Source organism: Paenibacillus sepulcri (genome assembly GCF_042647105.1).
Classification (GTDB): domain Bacteria; phylum Bacillota; class Bacilli; order Paenibacillales; family Paenibacillaceae; genus Paenibacillus_Z; species Paenibacillus_Z sepulcri.
On record NZ_JBHRUP010000001.1, the window covers coordinates 6,786,752 to 6,801,092 of the forward strand.

At 51.8% G+C, this 14,341-nt stretch carries 10 protein-coding genes; 9 read left to right on the forward strand and 1 reads right to left on the reverse strand.

Going from position 1 to position 14,341, the window contains the following annotated elements:
• Positions 1–148 precede the first annotated feature (148 nt).
• The 9 genes from ACFOLF_RS29425 (at position 149) to ACFOLF_RS29465 (ending at position 12,808) form a co-directional block, all read left to right on the forward strand.
• On the forward strand, positions 149–1,027 hold the full coding sequence (locus tag ACFOLF_RS29425; RefSeq protein WP_210037657.1) for an ABC transporter permease: 879 nt from the start codon (positions 149–151) through the stop codon (positions 1,025–1,027).
• Positions 1,028–1,039: 12 nt separating this feature from the next.
• A complete protein-coding gene (locus tag ACFOLF_RS29430) occupies positions 1,040–1,921 on the forward strand; it encodes a carbohydrate ABC transporter permease (RefSeq protein WP_210037521.1) in 882 nt (293 codons plus the stop codon).
• A gap of 197 nt (positions 1,922–2,118) precedes the next feature.
• On the forward strand, positions 2,119–4,476 hold the full coding sequence (locus ACFOLF_RS29435; protein WP_210037522.1) for a helix-turn-helix domain-containing protein: 2,358 nt from the start codon (positions 2,119–2,121) through the stop codon (positions 4,474–4,476).
• A 31-nt stretch (positions 4,477–4,507) separates the two neighbouring features.
• Positions 4,508–6,187, forward strand: a complete 1,680-nt coding sequence (locus ACFOLF_RS29440) for an extracellular solute-binding protein (protein ID WP_210037523.1) — start codon at positions 4,508–4,510, stop codon at positions 6,185–6,187.
• A gap of 71 nt (positions 6,188–6,258) precedes the next feature.
• A complete protein-coding gene (locus ACFOLF_RS29445) occupies positions 6,259–8,100 on the forward strand; it encodes a cache domain-containing sensor histidine kinase (protein ID WP_210037524.1) in 1,842 nt (613 codons plus the stop codon).
• On the forward strand, positions 8,100–9,611 hold the full coding sequence (locus ACFOLF_RS29450) for a helix-turn-helix domain-containing protein (RefSeq protein WP_210037525.1): 1,512 nt from the start codon (positions 8,100–8,102) through the stop codon (positions 9,609–9,611). The genes ACFOLF_RS29445 and ACFOLF_RS29450 overlap by 1 nt, the downstream gene beginning before the upstream one ends.
• Positions 9,612–9,764: 153 nt before the next feature.
• Positions 9,765–11,039, forward strand: coding sequence for an ABC transporter substrate-binding protein (locus ACFOLF_RS29455; protein ID WP_210037526.1), 1,275 nt, complete (start codon positions 9,765–9,767; stop codon positions 11,037–11,039).
• 63 nt (positions 11,040–11,102) lie between these two features.
• Complete coding sequence (locus ACFOLF_RS29460) at positions 11,103–11,987, forward strand: carbohydrate ABC transporter permease (protein ID WP_210037527.1); 885 nt, start codon at positions 11,103–11,105, stop codon at positions 11,985–11,987.
• The gene (locus tag ACFOLF_RS29465) at positions 11,984–12,808 is read left to right on the forward strand and encodes a carbohydrate ABC transporter permease (RefSeq protein WP_210037528.1); all 825 of its coding nucleotides are present in this window, start codon (positions 11,984–11,986) and stop codon (positions 12,806–12,808) included. The genes ACFOLF_RS29460 and ACFOLF_RS29465 overlap by 4 nt, the downstream gene beginning before the upstream one ends.
• A 9-nt stretch (positions 12,809–12,817) precedes the next feature.
• Here ACFOLF_RS29465 and ACFOLF_RS29470 read toward each other — a convergent pair whose 3' ends face one another.
• Positions 12,818–13,924 carry an acyltransferase gene (locus tag ACFOLF_RS29470; RefSeq protein WP_210037529.1) on the reverse strand — a complete coding sequence of 369 codons (1,107 nt, stop codon included), beginning with the start codon at positions 13,922–13,924 and terminating at the stop codon, positions 12,818–12,820.
• Positions 13,925–14,341: the final 417 nt, after the last annotated feature.

Here is a 14,341-nt window from a genome sequence, read left to right on the forward strand (position 1 = left end):
GAAGGAGGGGGTACGGCCCTCTCCTTCAATCCGGATGGAGGTGAAGATGCAAGTGGCAAAAGCGCAAGCGATGAACAGCAGGAAGCCGCTCAGCGGCCAGACGCAGCGGTTCGTCAAGAAAGGCCGGAACCGGTTCGCACGTGACTTCATGCTGAATAAATATCTGTACCTGATGATGCTTCCCGTTATCGCCTATTATCTGATTTTTCATTATGCCCCCATGTATGGGGCCCTGATCGCCTTCAAGGATTATTCACCGATGAAGGGCATTGTGGGCAGCGACTGGGTCGGGCTGAAGCATTTCTATGATTTCTTCAACAGCTATTATTTTGTCCGAATCCTTAAGAATACGATTATCATCAGCTTGTATTCTCTCATCTTCGAGTTCCCCGCGCCTATCATATTGGCGCTGCTGATTAACGAGGTTCGCAGCAGGGCATTCAAGCGTGTTGCCCAGACGATCACCTATATGCCTTATTTCATCTCGCTCGTTGTCATCTGCGGGATCATCACCGACTTTACGAATGCCGACGGCGTGATTAACCGTTTGTTCATGCTGCTGGGCTACGACGGGCAAGCGATGCTCCAGAAGCCGGATCTGTTCCGGCCGATCTATATTCTGTCCGAGATCTGGCAGCGTATCGGCTGGGAGTCGATTATTTATATCGCCGCCTTGATGAGCATCGACCAGGAGCAGTACGAGGCGGCGAGAATGGATGGAGCGAGCCGGTTCAAGCAGATTTTCTACATCACGCTTCCCGGCATCATGCCTACGATTGCCATTATGCTCATCCTGCGGATGGGCAATCTGCTGAATGTCGGCTTCGAGAAGATTATTCTGCTGTACAATCCCATTACCTACGAGAAAGCCGACGTGATCTCTTCGTTCGTTTACCGCAAGGGCCTGCTGGAATTCGGGTGGAGCTACAGCTCGGCAGTCGGCTTGTTCAATTCGGTCATCAATCTCGCGCTGCTGGTAACCGCGAACTATATCAGCCGCAAGGTCAACAAAAGCAGTTTATGGTGAGGTGAGCTATCAATGAAAAGAGAGATTGGCCTGTTCGAGAGATTGTTCGACGCCGGTATCTATGCGGTATTGATCTTCCTCGTCGTTGTGACCTTATATCCGCTGCTGTATGTATTATTCGCTTCATTCAGCGAGGCGGGGCAGCTCATTATCCACAAAGGGATTCTGTGGAAGCCGCTCGGCTTCAGCTTCGAGGCTTATAAAAGCGTAATGAACAACCCTGGCATTCTGATCGGTTACCGCAACACGCTGTTCATCGTATTTGCGGGTCTTGCGGTTAATCTGGTCATGACTGCGCTTGGCGCGTATGTGCTGTCGCGGAAGAATGTGCTGTGGAACAACAGCTTCATGGTATTCATCGTGTTCACGATGTTCTTCCACGGCGGATTGATTCCGCTCTATCTCGTCGTAAAAGGAGTAGGGCTGCTCGATTCGTTATGGTCGACCATTCTGCCGTTTGCGGTCGGCACGTTCAATCTGATCATTATGCGCACGGCTTTTATGGGCATCCCCGACAGTCTGGAGGAATCGGCAAAGATCGACGGGGCGAATCATTTTACGATCCTGTTCCGTATTATCATTCCGCTGTCCATGCCGGTAATTGCCGTCATGATTCTTTATTACGCGGTAGACAAGTGGAATGGCTGGTTCTACGCTTCCGTATTCATCAAGAGCCGCGAGCTGTTCCCGCTGCAGCTTGTGCTCAGGGAAATTCTGATCGCGAACTCCACGGACAGCATGTCGGCAGGCGCCTCGGCGGGCGACCGCCATCAGATCGGAGAGACGATCAAATATGCGACGATCATGGTCGCGACTGTGCCGATCCTGTGCGTATATCCCTTTGTGCAGCGTTTCTTCGTCAAAGGGGTAATGGTCGGTTCATTGAAGGGCTGAAGGCAGTATTTATATGAATCGTAACGGCCGCTTGGCACAAAAACCCGAATGGAGGGGATCCATTCGGTTTTTTGTGCGTTTCGTCAATCGCTTTGAACGTTTTGCATATTCCTTGGCCTTTGCATTTATAGGTATAATAAGGGTCTGACTCGGGTAACCCCTTGTTATTTACTCTACGCTTAGGTGAGGAGATTCTATTGAACATCCGACAGTTATGGAAGAAACGGAAGAGTATTATTTTTACATGGCTTATCTCTTATAGCACTGTCCTGTTCGTGCCTATCCTGATCAGCCTCATCGTCTATTCACAGTCGAGCGGGGCGCTGAGGAGCGAGATTCACCGCGCCAACGATTCCATGCTCAAGCAGGTGCGGTATACCATAGACAACCAGATCGATCTGATGAAGCGCTTGAACATGGAGCTGACCTGGAATGCCAAGCTGCAGACCTTGATGTATTCCAGCATGCCCGACGGAAGCGCGCAATTCAGCGCCTACGAGCTGGTGAAGGATTTCCGCATGTATCAAACCTCGTACGCCTCCATCGATGAATTTTATGTAACCTGGGAGCGGGAGGCTTCGGTGCTGCGCCCAGGCAACGTCAGGGATATGAAGACCGCTTTCAATACACTGCATCAGACCGGGAAGATGACGTATGAGCAGTGGCTCGCGGTCATCGGAGGATCGGAGCATAATCAGTTCATGGTGCTGCCCCATCTTGATTCGGCCCAGCCGAACACGTCAATCGCCTATATTACCCGTCTGCCCAAGGACCTGAACGGCAAGGAAACGGGAACAGTCGTCGTCATGGCTGATACAGTCCGGTTCCAGGCGGCGATCGAGAGCATATCGGGGTTCAGCGGCGGACAGGTGCTGATCCTGAACCGGAATAATGAGGTTCTGTTGTCCAATCTGCCGGTGCAGGCGGATGAGAAGCATATTCTGGAGCGCATCAAGGGAGGCGGTCAGACGATGCCCGCTTCCGCGAAGGACGGAAGTTCGGAGCTCTTTTATCTGAAGTCCGCCGTATCGGATTTGAAGTATGCGCTCGTCATCCCCAGCAGCATTTACTGGGAGAAGGCGGAGTATGTCAGGCAGTTCACCTATATCAGTATTCTTATCAGTATTATGGGTGCCGGCGTATTGACCTGGTTCTTCATGCGCCGCAACTACTCGCCGATTCAGCAGCTTGTACAGTCGTTGTCCGATAAGAATGCCTATGAGGAGCGGACGGAGTGGAATGAACTGAGCTTCATTCAGCGGGCGATCTCCACTGCCAGAAGCGAGAAGGAGAATATCGCCCTGCAGCTGCAAATTCATCAGAATGTGCTCCGCTCGAACATGCTGAACCGGCTGATGAAAGGCAAGCTGGATTCGCCAATCCCATACGAGGAAGCCTTCAAATCGTTCAACATGAAGCTGTTGTCCGATGAGTTTGCCGTTATTCTGTTCGTTGTGGAGAATGACGGGAGCCTTGCGGAAAATATGCCGGGCATCGATATCAACGAGACGCGGAAGCTGATTCATTTTATTATTACGAATGTGGTGGAGGAATTGGCAGGCCAGCATCGTCATGCGGGTTACGTGGCTGAAGTGGACGATATGATGGTTTGCCTGGTTAATCTGGCGGAGCCCGATGACGGGCGCTATAAGGATGAGCTGCGTATGATTGCCGGGGAGGCCCAGCGCTTCCTCATGCGGTACCAGATGGATCTGACGGTCTCGATCGGCGGCAAGCACGCCAACTTGTCCGGTATCGCCGCGGCGTATCAGGAGGCGGTGGACGCCATGGAGTACAAGATGGTTCTCGGCAAGAAGGGAATTATTACGTACGACGACATCCGTATCGACCCGGCGGATCACTCGCAGTTCGGCTACTATTACCCGCTCCAGGCGGAGCAGCAGATGATCAATCTGATCAAGGCCGGCGACTTTGAGCATGCATCCGCATTCATGAAGGAGATTACGGACCGGAACTTCAACAAGCCGATCATGTCGCTTACGCTTGCCAGATGCCTGATATTCGACCTTGTAGGGACAATGGTGAAAGCGATTAACGAGCTGGGCGACGGAGACAGCAGCGTATTGGGCGGCAATCCCTTGTGGATGGATCAGATTATCGCATGCGACACGATTCAGGAGATGCAGGATGAGCTCCAGATCCTGCTCCGTGAGGTATGCGCTTTCGCAGTGGCCAGGCTGGAGACGAATGTGACGCACGAGCGGGCGGAATCGCTGCGGGAGCTGACGGCAAGGGTCGCTCACCATATCGAAGACCATTATCAGGATTTCAATCTGAATGTCAATATGATCGGTGAACGCTTCGACCTGAAGGGCAGCTACCTGTCGAAGCTGTTCAAGACGCAGACCGGCGAAGGGCTTCTGGACTATATACACAAATACCGGATAAAGCAGGCCAAGTGGATGATGAAAAGCAGGCAGGAATCGATCTCGGATATTTCGCGGCTGGTCGGCTACAATGATGCGGCTACCTTCATCCGCGTGTTCAAGAAGTATGAAGGCATTACTCCTGGCAAGTATAAGGAAATTCATTAAATCGGGACAAGTAGTGGGGAGGTCTGGGAAAATGAGAGGATCGCGTATTACCGCAGTGATAGCTCTTCTGCTGTCAGCGGCGCTGCTGCTGTCCGCCTGCGATCGGTCGGATGCCGTTCCGCTCGCCGGGTATTCGCAAGGGGATGCCATGCCGGAGCAGCAGACAGGTTCGGGTAAAGGGGCCGGGGCAGGCTTGCTTGCAGATACAGGCGGGATCGGAAGCTATCCGATCCGCACCGGCAAAACGCTCACCTATTGGGCGGAGCTCAACGGCAATGCGGCCAGCATCAAGCCTTCCTTCGAGGACATTCCATTCTTCAGGGAATGGCAGAAGCGGACAGGCGTGAAGCTGCAATTTATCCAGCCTCCGGCGAATCAGGCGAAGGAAGCGATGAATGTGCTCCTCGCTTCGGGCGAGCTGCCGGACATGATCGAATACGAATGGGCAAGCTTTCCCGGCGGGCCGGAGAAAGCCATTAAGGACGGTTATATTCTCAGACTGAACGAAGCCATCGACCGTTATGCGCCCAATCTCAAAAAATATCTTGGCGGGCACCCGGAGATCGATAAACAGGTCAAGACGGCAGACGGCAGCTATTACGTTTTTCCGTTCATCCAGGGAGACGACCGGCTGCGCACCTACCAGGGACCGGTTATCCGCAAGGACTGGCTGGATGAGCTGGGCCTTCCGGTGCCGGCTACCATTGATGAATGGCATACCGCCCTGAAGGGCTTCAAGGAGAAGAAGGGCGTCCAGGCGCCGCTGACATTCCTGGGCGTGCCAAGCCCGTTATTCGGTATCGAGAATGGCGCTTTCGTAGGTGCTTTCGGCATCAAGAAAGGCTTCTACCTGGATCAGGGAGAGGTGAAATTCGGACCGCTTGAGCCGGGTTATAAGCAATTCCTCGCCTTGTTCCGCAAGTGGTATGAAGAGGGACTGCTCGACCGGAACATTGCGACGGTCGATACAAAGACGCTCGATTCCAATATGATATCGGGGAGAAGCGGCGCGAGCATATGGAATGCGGGAGCGGGAATCGGCACCTGGCAGCCGATTGTGCAGGAGCGGGACCCGAACGCGAGGTTCGTTGCGGCTCCTTATCCCGTGCTGAACAAGGGTGACCGCCCGAAGTTCGGACAGCGGACCAATTTGTATACGGGCAGCGGCGGCGTTGCCATCTCCAGCAAGAGCGGCAATGTCGAGGAAGCGGTCCGGATGCTGGACTACGGCTACAGCCCGGAGGGACATCTGTTCTTTAACTTCGGATTAGAGAATATAAGCTACACGATGGTGGACGGGTACCCGACATATACGGATCTTATCCTCCGCAATCCGGACAGGCTTGCGCCCTCGCAGGCGCTTGCCATGTATAACAGGGCCAGCTACTTCGGGCCTTTCGTGCAGGATGTGCGGTACCTGGAGCAGTATTATGTACTGCCCGAGCAGAAGGAGGCGACGCGCATCTGGTCGGATACGGATGCCGACAGCCATCTGCTGCCGCCGGTTCCGAAGACGGAGCGGGAAAGCGCGGAGCTGTCGGCGATCATGATGGATGTGACGACGCTTGTCGATGAGATGTCCCTGAAGATCATCCTCGGCATCGAACCGGTGGATGCCTGCGATGCCTATGTCGCGCAGCTGAAAGCCCTGCATATTGATAGAGCGATAGAGATTCAGGAGAAGGCGCTGGAGCGATATAACCGCATGTAGCTGCATAATAATGCCAATGGTTCTGGTATAATGCAATCGTGCGGAATATGGAAAACAAAATGAGGTGGCTGATGAAGAAATTGTTCCGTTTTTTTCGGCATTTTATTTTTAATCGAACGATCTACCGGACGATCCTGTTTTCCTATTTGATCGTTAATCTGCTTCTTCTCCTGTTCTTCGGCATGCTCTCTATCCGGGACTCCACGAGAATGATGACGGATGAAATTATCCGTTCGAGCAACAAGGTGATGGAGCAGGCCGCCTTGGGCCTGAGCTTCAATCTGGAAGAGACCAAGCGTTCGCTGATCCTCCTGGCAGGGAATTACTCTGTCGCTTCGCTTATGCGCGAGGCAGGCAAGATGGAGATGATCAACCTGATTCAGCATGAACGCAATATTGCCGAAATTACGAAAGGCATTTATACGTACCAGTCCCTGATCAGCGATGTGCTGATTCTCGGCCAGAATGGATACGTGAACAACTTGAATGGCCGCAATTCCCTCCAGTGGGATTATGCCTTCAGGCAGCAGCCCTGGGTACAGGAATCCTTCCGCTCTCATCCGGACAACACCTTCTTCAGTCTGGGCGTACACGTACAAAACTACTATTTAAAGGATGATACGTCCCGATACGGGCTTCCGACCTTGTCCGTTGGCATGAAGGTGCAGGGCTTTCAGGGGGACACGGTAGGCTCTGTTATCGCCAATCTCGACCTGGACAAGCTGAACGGGATGTTCGAGAGGAGCGCCTATCACAACAGGGGCAATATCTTCCTGATCGACGAGAACCACACCATTATCGTTCACCAGGACAGGGAGCAGATCGGCCACGCTCTGAAATTCCAGGGGATCGAAAAGCTTGATTCCGATATTGGCGGCAACTTCACGGAGGAGATTGACGGGGAAGAGCATCTCGTTATCTATCAGCCCACCGTCATTAAAGGCTTGACCATGATTGCAACCGTTACCATGAAGGAAATCTCCGATCAATCCATCCCGCTCAAATCTAATCTTATCCGCATCCTGTATCTTTGCATTCTGCTCAATACCTTGATCAGCGTGGTTATTACCTTCCGGATTTCGCGCCCGGTCAGCAGGCTGCTGATGACGCTGGACAGAATGGGAGGAGATGACACGCTTTTTGTTAAAAACAGGGACTACCGGTATCAGGAGCTCAATCATATCGGCACCAAATTCAAGGAGCTGATGAACCGCATTGAGCTGCTCATTCAACAAAATTACCTGACCCGGATCGCCTTGAAGGATGAAGAATTCAAGGCTCTTCAATCCCAGATCAATCCTCACTTTCTGTTCAATACGCTGCAGCTGCTGCAAACGGAGATCGTATGCGGAAATATCCAATCCTCCAATACGATCGTGCTTTCCTTAAGCAGCCTGTTTCGTTACTCCATGCGGCAATCCGACGAAATGGCGGAGCTGGCGACGGAGCTCGCCCATATGAAGGACTACTTATTTATCATGAACAAAAAATACGAGGATCGGATTACAGTGACGGTTCATATTCCGGATCCTGCGGTCCTGGCTTACAAGATTCCGAAGCTCATTCTTCAGCCTATGGCCGAAAATTCGATCCGGCACGGCTTCGGGGAGAACCGCCGGGAAGGCGCGATTCAGTTAAGCGTCCTCTCCGTTAAGCGCGGGCTGCTGATCGTCATCCGGGATACGGGTAAAGGGATGGACAGGCACAGTCTGAAGGCGCTGAGGCGGCATATTGATCCTGCCAGCCCAAAGCCAGGCAATATCGGACTGTATAATGTCAACCACCGGATCAAGCTGAAGTTCGGCAATGATTACGGTATTTATATCCGAAGCGACGAGAATGTCCATACGACCCTGTATATTTTACTGCCTGTCATTCCTGGCGGAGCCGATTTGCGGAAAGGGGACTTTTAATGAAATTGCTGATAGCCGATGATCAAGCCTCCCTCCACACCTTTCTGGACAAAATGGTAGACTGGCTCTCGTTGGGGATTACCGAGATCAGACATGCATACGACAGCAAGGAAACGCTGCTGATTATTGAACAATTCATGCCGGATCTGCTGATACTTGATGTGCAGATGCCCTTCATGAACGGCCTGGAAATGCTGAAGCAGCTGAAGCAGCCCTTCCGAAAACCGAAGACGGTTATTTTGAGCGCCTATGACGAATTTGAATTTGCGCGGGAAGCGCTGCACCTGAGCGTAGCCCAGTATTTGCTTAAACCGGTGGACGTCGCTCTACTGACGAGCGCCATCAGGGAGCTTCTCGCCAGCATTCAGGATGAGCAGCAAGCAGCGCTCGCTCATGAGCTGGGCCGGATCGTTCAGTCCTTATCCTGTCCGGCAGAATCGTTTGAGGTGATCGGGCGCTCGTTCCAGGCGCTGCAAATAAGGGAATACATGCTGCTGGATGTAGATGGCGGACAGCCGTCCGCCGAGTCATTGATCGAGTGGATTTCCGGGCTTGAAGATGCGATTATACCGGTCGTGCACCGGAAAAGCCCCGACGGATATGCCTGCTTGCTGGGAATGACAGCCCCGGTTCCAGCCATGCGGCTGGAGGAGTTGTACCGGCAATTATCCGATCAATGGATTGAGCGGTTTGCGGATTCACAGGCTTCAATCGGGATCAGCGCGGTCGCTGATACTCCCGACAGATTGCTGGAGCTGTACAGGCAGAGTGAGGAAGCGGGCCTGCAGCGTTTCTATTCGCAGGAAGCGGTCAATCTGTACAAGGAAGGCTATTTCACGACAGACTGGAGAACCAGGGAACTTCAAAAATATGAACGCGCGCTTCCGGAGCAGGTATCCTATGGCTTTCAATCCGCTTCGGTCAGCAAGCTTGTATCCGGGCTGTTCGATCATTTTCGCGAGAAGCGTCTCCATCCGGAAAACGTATATATGCTGATTCTCCACTATGTGTACATAACCGGACAAGCCTTGAATGACTCCGTTGCAGGGAAGACGGAGTGGGCTGGAATAACACTCGACATGCTCAAAGCTTACCGGACGGCGGATAGACTTGAGCATTACCTTCAAGCCCTGCTTCACCGTATTGCCGATAAATCCGAGACCGCGCCGCTTGCCGGTGAAACGGTGCTGCAGGTGAAGCATTTCGTCGATCTCCATTACGGCGAGGATCTGTCGCTGCAAAGGATCGCCACGCTGTTCAATATGGATAAATTTCAATTAAGCAGAGCCTTCAAGCAGGAGCTGCATATTAATTATTGGACGTATGTGATGCAGGCAAGAATGTCCAAGGCCGCTGAAATGCTGGTCAATACGGAGATGAAGAACAGTGCGATCGCCGCTGCAACCGGCTTTGGCGACGAGAGCCATTTCAGCCGCAGCTTCAAAAAGCATTTTGACCTGTCCCCCAAGCAGTACCGGCAAGCAAAGACAGGTGCGGAAGGCGGCAGTTGAATCCGGAGCAGCGGGCGCAAGATCAAATGACTCCTGGCTTACGCAACAAAATACAAATAAACATGCAACAATATGAATTCCCCCGTTGCGGCAAAGAAGTTATCATATGGCTTGTAAGTGCTTACAACCAGTATTGAAGGGGGAACTAATACGATGAGAAGAATAAGGTGCCTGCTCCCGATTGTTCTATTGACTGCTTTGCTGCTCAGCGCATGCGGCAGCGCCGGCGGCAATGAGCAGGGGGCGGAAAGCAGCAATGGGCAGACGGCGGAGAAGGTTAAGCTGAGCCTGCTTTCCTGGAACAATGAAACCGAAATGAAGCCGGTTCTCGACGGATTCAAGAAGAAGTATCCGCATATCTCCATTGATTTTCAATTCGCTCCACCCGTGAAGGATTATATTGCCAAGCTCCAGACGATGCTGTTGTCGGAATCGGCTACGGACATTTTCATGATCGCGGCCGAAAACCGGAATGAGATTATCGACGGCGGTCATGCGCTGGATCTGACGGATTTTCCATTCATGGAAACGATGCTGGACAGCAACAAGCCAATGCTCAGCAAAAACGGCAAAACATATGCATATACGCAGAACGGCTGGGTTGGCGGCTGGTGTTATAACAAAGACCTGTTCACGAAGGCGGGAATTGAGAAGCTGCCGGAAAACTGGGATGAATTCGTTGCCCTCTGTCTGAAGCTCAAGGAAGCCGGCATTACTCCGATCTATGACAATATGCAGGACCTCACCCAGATTCATTCCGCGCTGTACGGCAACATGACCCTCGCGGCAGACGCAAATTTTGATGACAAAATCTTTACCGGAGAAAAAACATTCGCCGAAGGCTGGACGGAAGTGTTCAAGCTATGGAAAAAGGATCTGATCGACACCCAGATACTTACGCCGGATATGATCGGTCTGACAGGCGATCAGATTGAGAGTGAATTCACGCTTGGCAACGTCGCGATGTTCTTCGGCGGTCCATGGAGCATCGCCAAGCTGGAGGCAACGGAGGGGCTGAACTTCAGCATGATGCCTATACCGGGTCCGAAGCAGGGAGCGAATTATTATGTAGGAGCGCCCGGCGTCGGGTTTGCGGTCAATACCGCCAGCAAGCATCAGGAGGAAGCGCTGCAGTTCATCGAATATTTAAGCACGCAGGAAGGGCTGCAGCTGTTTTATGACGGAACGGGAGCGTTGATAACGGTCAAGGACTTCGAGGCTAAGGTGCATCCGGCGCTGCAAACCGCTTTTGAAGAAGGGCTGATGAAAGGAAACGTCTACCTGCCGATGGTAACGTGGCCGCGTCATCAGGAAGCGCTCCGCAATCAATTCGTCATCTCGACACAGGATATGGCAGTCGGCAAAATAACACCGGAGCAAGCAGCGGAAGCGATCGATAAAAAGTTCGAGGAAATGGAAAATAAATAACAGTCATCGCGCCAGGGCAATAGGGAAACCTGCTGCTCTTTCGGCTGCTGAAAGGAGACAATCGTGACTAAGGTTCTTCGACTGCTACAGTACCAGATTTTTCTGCTTCCGATCCTGCTGGTCTACACGCTATTCACGATCTATCCGTTAATTCGCTCTCTGATCCTGAGCTTCACGGATTTTGACGGGTATGACAAGAATTATGCTTTTACCGGACTAAAAAATTATATGAAATTATTTACCGACGACGCCATCGTATCGGGCATCTCGTTCACCCTGCTGTTTGCATTGCTGAGCACCCTGCTGATCACGATACTGGCCATCCCGCTGGCTCTCATACTGGATCAGAAATTTATGACAAGAAATTTGCACCGGGCCATCTTCTTTTTCCCATCCATTCCGAGCGGCCTTTTGCTGGCTTTCATATGGGGATTTATCCTGTCTCCCGTTCCATCCGGCGTTCTCAACACGGTGCTGCGTGAAGTCTTCCATGCCGGCCCGCAGCCATGGCTGTCGGATCCGCTTCTGGCCAAGCTGTCTACCATTGTTGTGGCTGCCTGGGCGGCAGTGGGCTGGCATGCCGTGCTGTATCTGGCCTTCCTTCAATCGATTTCCAGGGATTATTATGAAGCCGCCTCGATCGACGGGGCCAACCGCCGGCAGCAGATCCGCTATATTACGCTGCCGCTGCTTGCGCCAGCCATGACGGTAAGCGTCATGCTGCTTCTTACAGGGGGACTCAAAGTCTATGAAGTGCCTTTTGCCTTGACGAAGGGCGGACCCGGCTTCGAAACCCATACGATTACACAGGTCATCGTGCTGCGCGGCATCACGGAGACCCAGTATGGGCTGGCTTCCGCGATATCCATTGTTTTCTTCCTGATTGTACTGGTCATCGCCTATTTCCAGGTTACCCTGATGCAGAAGAGGGAGGATCGGATCCAATGACGGGCGCAGTGAGAAGAAATTGGTGGTTGGACATTCTGATGCTGCCGGTCGGATTGCTGACGTTCTTTCCGTTCTACCTGGTTATTGTCAACACGTTCAAGAGCGAGCAGGAAACGGCGGCCAGACCGATGAGCCTGCCGACGACCTGGGATTTCTCGAATTACGCCCAGGTGTTCGAGCAGACTTCCATCGTCCAAAGCTTCGGCAACAGCCTGGTCGTGACCGTCGTGTCCGTCCTGCTGATGGTGCTGATCGGGGCAATGGCGGCTTACCCGGTCGTCTTCAACCCGGGACGCCTGAATCACTATGTCATGCTTTATTTGCTGCTTGGCTTCATGATTCCTTTCCAGACGACGCTGATTCCATTATTTCAGCTGATGACCGATTTGAACCTCGTCGACCGTCTTTACGGGCTGATTGCCTTGTATACAGGGGGTGCGGTATTCGTCTTCTTCCTGATGCTCGGTTATATGAAAACGATCCCGAAAGAGCTGTCGGAGGCAGCCATTATTGATGGAAGCTCGATATGGGGAATATTCTGGCGGATTATTCTTCCCCTGCTCAAGCCGATCACCGTCACGAGCATCATCTTCCAGACGATGTGGATCTGGAATGACTTTCTGGCCCCGATGCTGTTTCTGGGCTCCCGCAGCAACTCTACGCTCGTTCTGGAAATCTACAAGGCCAAGGGAGAGTTCTCGGTGAATTGGCCTTTGTTCATGACTATGACCGTTATAACGCTTATTCCGATCTTTATCTTCTTCATCCTCATGCAGAAGCAGATTGTGAAAGGCATCGTAGGCGGAGCGGTAAAAGGGTAGTCAACGATGTTACGTCGTTGAAGACGCAGGAGAAAGTCTGCGACTATCCGATTTCCCCACGATGTACACGCCGAGGCGCGATTTCTGAACGGCGATTGTAATCAGCCATGAAAGAATGAATGCGACCGCTCCTCCTGCCCATATGAGCAGATGATAGGATATCGCGCCGTGGACCATCACTTCCTGACGCCAAAGGAGCAGGAAGAATGGATGGATGAAATATATGCCGAATGAGTACGTGCCGATCGAAAGCAGCGTATTGCGCGAAAGAAGAAGACGTCCTCCTTCCAGCAGCGATGCGGCCTGCAGCAGAATGATGCAGCTGATTGCGGCGTAGGAGTAGTCGGAAACGAAATTGAGATAAGAGTAATACGGCTGCGGAATCCAGTGCGGATTTGTTTTCTGCAGCCACATTTGGCCGACATAGATAACGGCGGAGATGATAAATCCGGCAAAAAGGCACCATCTCCGCCAATCCTTGCCGCCTGCCGTAATGGTTTTCAATTTTCCGGCCGCATAAGCGCCCAGAAACAAATAGAGCAGGTACGAGCCGATGAACGAGCCGACCCCTTTCATATCAAGAGCGTAATAATTCAACAGGTAAAAGGCGGTTTGGGCTGCTGCGCCGCACAGCAGTGGATGGTTCTTGACGAATCGGATCCGAAACAGCAAATGAAAGAGCGGGAATGCCAGGTAAAATTGGGCGATCACAATGATGAAATACAGATGGGGGTAACTGCCGCCGAACGGCAGCCCCTTAACAAAGCCGAGCAGGCTGTCTTCCGCGGACATATGCTTGACGTATGAGTCGGCAGCTGAATAGAACACGGACCAGATCAAGTAGGGAATAACGATCGTTTTCAGCCGCTTACGGTAAAAAACGAGCCAGTTTTGCTTCGTGCTCTCATCATAATGATAAAAAAGCAGGAGCGAGCTCAGGAAGAGAAAGGCCGGCACGGCAAAATGCGAGGCTGCATTAATAATCTTGTAGACGGGAAAAAGTGACGAAGCCGTCGACAGCTCAGTGATCGCGGACGACGTCGTATGAATCGCCAAAACGGCCAGAATCGCAAATCCCCTTAATATTTCGAGATAAGTAAGTTTTTCTCTCACCATACGCCCTCCGATAGCAGTTGATCTATATCCTGAACATGACCTCCAACGAAAGATTAGCTACTTACATATGGACATCCAGCGCTCCCTTCGAATCAGCTTACAGAATCTTCTAGCCAGTATGCCCGAAAACTCCCCTGGACATATTCGGTTCTCCTGGTCCCCTTATTCTCACTCCCGACGGATTCCGATTAGAAAACTCCTGAGTATACCCACATAAATAATTAAAATTACAATAATTCAGGTAATTATAATTAATTGTAAATAGTTGTCATGGGATTATCGTTATTTATCTTGTACAAAAACGATAGTACGCACTATTCGTGGCTGAATAATGCAAAAGGATGGCTAGGATATCTAAATACATGCAATAATTATTGTTTTTATAAAAGAAGGGAATTGAAGATTATTGCTGAAAGG

Excerpts from the sequence above, each read along its gene's own strand:
- ACFOLF_RS29455 (WP_210037526.1), top strand. The coding sequence starts at position 9,765 with ATGAGAAGAATAAGGTGCCTGCTCCCGATTGTTCTATTGACTGCTTTG.
- ACFOLF_RS29430 (WP_210037521.1), top strand. The coding sequence starts at position 1,040 with ATGAAAAGAGAGATTGGCCTGTTCGAGAGATTGTTCGACGCCGGTATC.
- ACFOLF_RS29465 (WP_210037528.1), top strand. The coding sequence starts at position 11,984 with ATGACGGGCGCAGTGAGAAGAAATTGGTGGTTGGACATTCTGATGCTG.
- ACFOLF_RS29450 (WP_210037525.1), top strand. The coding sequence starts at position 8,100 with ATGAAATTGCTGATAGCCGATGATCAAGCCTCCCTCCACACCTTTCTG.
- ACFOLF_RS29445 (WP_210037524.1), top strand. The coding sequence starts at position 6,259 with ATGAAGAAATTGTTCCGTTTTTTTCGGCATTTTATTTTTAATCGAACG.
- ACFOLF_RS29470 (WP_210037529.1), bottom strand. The coding sequence starts at position 13,924 with ATGGTGAGAGAAAAACTTACTTATCTCGAAATATTAAGGGGATTTGCG.
- ACFOLF_RS29425 (WP_210037657.1), top strand. The coding sequence starts at position 149 with ATGCTGAATAAATATCTGTACCTGATGATGCTTCCCGTTATCGCCTAT.
- ACFOLF_RS29440 (WP_210037523.1), top strand. The coding sequence starts at position 4,508 with ATGAGAGGATCGCGTATTACCGCAGTGATAGCTCTTCTGCTGTCAGCG.